General features: G+C 33.6%; 7 protein-coding genes. All 7 read left to right on the plus strand.

The window, feature by feature from the left end:
- Positions 1 to 265: GNAT family N-acetyltransferase (locus M8E35_RS25965; RefSeq protein ID WP_252473866.1), on the plus strand; the 265-nt coding region annotated here is incomplete at its 5' end.
- 307 nt (positions 266 to 572) lie between these two features.
- Positions 573 to 1,469 (plus strand): GNAT family N-acetyltransferase, encoded by an 897-nt coding sequence (locus M8E35_RS25970; protein WP_252473867.1) that lies wholly within the window; start codon positions 573 to 575, stop codon positions 1,467 to 1,469.
- Positions 1,470 to 1,537: 68 nt separating this feature from the next.
- Positions 1,538 to 1,678, plus strand: a complete 141-nt coding sequence (locus M8E35_RS25975) for a hypothetical protein (RefSeq protein ID WP_252473868.1) — start codon at positions 1,538 to 1,540, stop codon at positions 1,676 to 1,678.
- Between the two features lie 21 nt (positions 1,679 to 1,699).
- Positions 1,700 to 2,245, plus strand: coding sequence for an AAA family ATPase (locus M8E35_RS25980; protein WP_252473869.1), 546 nt, complete (start codon positions 1,700 to 1,702; stop codon positions 2,243 to 2,245).
- A gap of 144 nt (positions 2,246 to 2,389) precedes the next feature.
- Positions 2,390 to 2,623, plus strand: a complete 234-nt coding sequence (locus M8E35_RS25985; RefSeq protein ID WP_252473870.1) for a hypothetical protein — start codon at positions 2,390 to 2,392, stop codon at positions 2,621 to 2,623.
- Positions 2,624 to 2,675: 52 nt separating this feature from the next.
- Complete coding sequence (locus M8E35_RS25990) at positions 2,676 to 3,470, plus strand: HAD-IIB family hydrolase (RefSeq protein ID WP_252473871.1); 795 nt, start codon at positions 2,676 to 2,678, stop codon at positions 3,468 to 3,470.
- 27 nt (positions 3,471 to 3,497) lie between these two features.
- A complete protein-coding gene (locus M8E35_RS25995) occupies positions 3,498 to 4,043 on the plus strand; it encodes a hypothetical protein (protein ID WP_252473872.1) in 546 nt (181 codons plus the stop codon).
- Positions 4,044 to 4,167: the final 124 nt, after the last annotated feature.

Consider the following 4,167-nt stretch of genomic DNA (forward strand, 5'->3'; position numbering starts at 1 on the left):
CTTATTATATTTAAATAAGCACAGGCATCCAACCCGTTCATTCGGATCGTTTGCTTGTGCTTTTATAGTACCAATGCTTGCTGTTACACTTGAATTTAATCAAAAACTTGTAGGTATGGTCGGCATTGGAAATAAATCGGAGGTAAATAACGAAATAGAAATAGCATACTTTGTTTCCGAAAAATATAGCCATAATGGATACATAGGTGAGGCTGTAAAGGCAATGACAGAGTGGGCATTTAACAAATTAAAACTTGATTATTAATCGCTATTGTAGAGCCTGATAATATTTTCTCCCAGAGAGTAGTTGAAAAGTGTGATTTCACCAAACTTGAGACAAAAATGATTTTAAACACTGAGAGACCGAAGAAAAGCCATTCTATTATTATCGCTTGTTTTATAACCTCAATAGTAAGCGAACCTTAGAAAGTGCGGGTTATATAAGTAAAATCCGTTTGCTAAGAATTGAATTTGATGGAGAAGAAAATTTCTGAGGTCATGTCGGAGATAGCTATTTATCTTATCGGCCATCTTGTATATATCGGAACGAACTGATGTAGGGAGAGCATTGAATGGAATTAATAAACATAAATAGGAAGGATTATGAATTTGTTCATGGATACGGGAAAAGCAATGAACTTAGAAAGTCTCTAAATGATTTAACACAAAAGATATTTGGATTCAATTTTGAACAGTGGTATCAAGATGGATATTGGAAAAATCAGTATATACCTTATTCGTTGAGAGATTCAGATAAGATTGTTTCTAACGTATCCGTTAATATCATGGATTTTAAAATTTTTGGAGAGGAGAAACGGTATATTCAACTTGGGACTGTAATGACTCATCCCGATTACAGAAAGCAAGGCTTATCGCGAGTGCTGACAAATAAAGCGATTGCTGATTATCGGGACAAATGCGATTTAATATACTTGTTTGCAAATAGCTCCGTGCTAAATTTTTATCCTAAGTTTGGATTTGAAGAATTAAAGCAATATCAATGTGTAAAAATGGCGGACTCAATTTACCCAGATGGTTCTGTCAAAAAGCTGAATATGTCCGATGAGAACAATAGAAGTTTCGTAATTGCCAAGGTAATGCACGCCGTTCCTGTTTCCAAACTTTCTATGTGCACGAATGCAGAACTGGTTATGTTTTATTGCACCTTATTTATGAAAGACAACGTTTACTATTTGGAAGGTTATGATGCCGTTGTAATTGCAGACTTTGTGGAAGACATGTTGGAAGTGATAGATATTTTTTGCTCTGAAAGTATTCCGTTAAATAGAGTACTGAACGCTATGACAAACAAGAGCGTAAAAAGAATAGCTCTTTCCTATACTCCTCTAGATACTTCTTCATTTGAAACAATATTGCTTGAGGGTGAGGAAACTTTATTTGCAATGGGAAAAGACCTACAACTGCTTAATAGCAAACAATTCATGTTTCCGAAATTATCTCATACATAATTGAAGGAAGCTTCTAGGACAAAGCAACATATTCAAAAGCAATACCAATTATTAAAGAGGTAGACAAAATGGCAGAGAAGCGAAATAGATTTTTTTCGGATAGCGGAGAAATTGAACGAATTTATAAAAAGAAGGATTACAAACTAGAGTTAGGAAAAGAAAGTCAGCATTTTATTAATTTATGTTCTAAGTGGGGCTTCGGAGATTAATCAAATATTATGAGGTATAGCATGATTAAACGAATACATATTCTAGGAGCATCAGCTTCAGGAACTTCAACGCTGGCGGAGGCTTTATCTAATAGGACTGGTTATTGTCATTTTGATACGGATGATTATTATTGGATTCCCACGGAAGTTCCATTTACTCAAAAGAGAAATATATGGGAGCGAAAAGAACTATTAAAAAAAGATTTAGAAAATACTTCTGAATGGATTCTATCTGGCTCCTTATGTGGTTGGGGAGACATTTTTATTCAGCATTTCGAATTAGTTGTGTATTTATCTCTTCCAAAAGAAGTTCGGATAAAAAGGCTGATTGAGAGGGAAATACAGAGATACGGCACAGAGATAGAGCAAAATGGTAAAAGGTATAAACTATATAATGATTTTATAGAATGGGCTTCAAAATATGATGAAGCTGGAACTCACATGAGGAGTAAGGCGTTACATGATATATGGCTATCGAAATTACCTTGCCCCGTTTTAAAAATTGAAGGGGATAAACTAGTAGAAGAACGTATGAATATCGTACTTAAAAGACTTGAATGGACTTAGTATTTACTTCCAGCCCAATACTCAAAGTGAGTCGTCTATGACTTACTCTGAATCACAGGGTATAACTTTCCTTCCAAGTAAGTATTTTAGAAACTATGAGTTTCAGCAACACAAGGAGGCAATATTTTTATTGGAGAAGTGGAAATGAGCAATATTATTGGAATCCCATTTATTTTGCCAATTTTTTGGTTTGTTATATTTATGCCTGCTCATCTTGCAAGTTCAGTTATAGTTTATAGGGATGCGAGGAACCTTGAGTTTTCAGCATTAGATATTAAACCTTTCCTTTGGTTCGGAATTGCATTTTCGTTACCTTTTTTAGGTATGTTTATATATTGGGCAATGAACTATTCTTCTTTATCGAGACATTCTTTGTAATTAAAAGGATTTAAGTTGGTGTTAGGACAGAGACAAAGAGTAGGAGAAAATCATGAGGAATGGACTTTACATTTCTGATTTAGATGGGACTCTACTTCGTAACGACGCAACACTCTCCGACTATTCAAAGACTAAAATACAGGAACTTGTCAGGAATGGCGTTCTTTTTAGTGTTGCTAGTGCTCGAAGTGTGGTGGCTATTCAGAAAATATTTGTCGGAGTGAAATTAAACTTACCAGTTATAGAGTTTAACGGTGCGTTTATTTCTGATTTAGAGACTGGCTATCACGAGTTCATTAACGAAATTGACAAGAGTATAACATCAGAAATTTTATCTTTATCTTCAAGACAGGGCTGTTTACCATTTATCTCTAGCTTTAATGGAACAGAGGATTGTCTATATCATGGAAGTATAAGCACAGATACACCATCTGAATGGTCAAATGCAGCTGTTAGCGCAGCTCAGACATGGGATTCTAAAACAGTAGTTTCTTTACCAAGGAGTAACCAGAATAAGGTAACAATATATGCGTATAATTATGGATATAATGGTACTTATGGACAGGCTTATTTGAATACTGGAATTTTTGCTTCGACTTTTACATCAGGAAATATTCAATTTAATACTTTTTACGATGATTATGGTTCTGATTTTAGACTTTTTATAGCAAAACATGAATTTGGGCATATTCTTTCTTTAGATGATGTAGACCATTATGATACTATGTATGATGGTTATAGTTTACTTCCCACACCTGCAGCCTTAGTAGACGATCTGTTGCCAGAAATATTAGGGAGCGATGACATTACTGGAGTAAATACTATTTATGAAGATGTTCCGAATTAATTAAATATTAAAAGGAGGTAATCAAATATGGCGAAGGTTTTTAAAGCTAAAGGTCCTTTACTTATAATTGCTTTATTAAGCATAGCAATTTTTGTTGGATATAGTATCAGTCCTGTAACAATAAACGCAAGCTGGGCAGACAGTCAAAAAAATATTGAAGAAGCTTATAAAAATTCGGATTTAGTTTTAATTGCAAATGTAAGTTCTTCAAAAAGCTATAAATTATATGAAAGTGTTTTTACAAATTATAAAATAGATGTAATAAAAACATTTAAAGGATCTGATAAATTTTCCTCTGATAAAATCGAAGTAAGATTAAATGGGGGGAAAATAGGTCTTAAGGAGTATAGAGTAAAAGGGCAAGAGATGTTAAATCATAAAGGTACTTACCTATTTTTGTTAAAAAAAGTATGGCCTAATAATCCTGACTCTCAAGAATATGCTCCAATTGGTGGTTTCCAAGGTATTATTAGCCTAACTAATGATAATGGGAACTTTGTAGGACAAAATTTTAATAATATTAACCGCTTAGAAAAAGAGCTAACAGGTAAAAGTTTAAACCTTAATTTTTAAAAGTATTACAAGAAGGCATAAGTCTTAAATTGTGAATAATAAACAGTTGTGAATGGTAAACTAAACCATACACATTTACGCCCGTGAAAGCATACAAGTTTCTGCCACAAACCATACAACTTTT

Source organism: Desulfosporosinus nitroreducens (assembly GCF_023897015.1).
GTDB lineage: Bacteria > Bacillota > Desulfitobacteriia > Desulfitobacteriales > Desulfitobacteriaceae > Desulfosporosinus > Desulfosporosinus nitroreducens.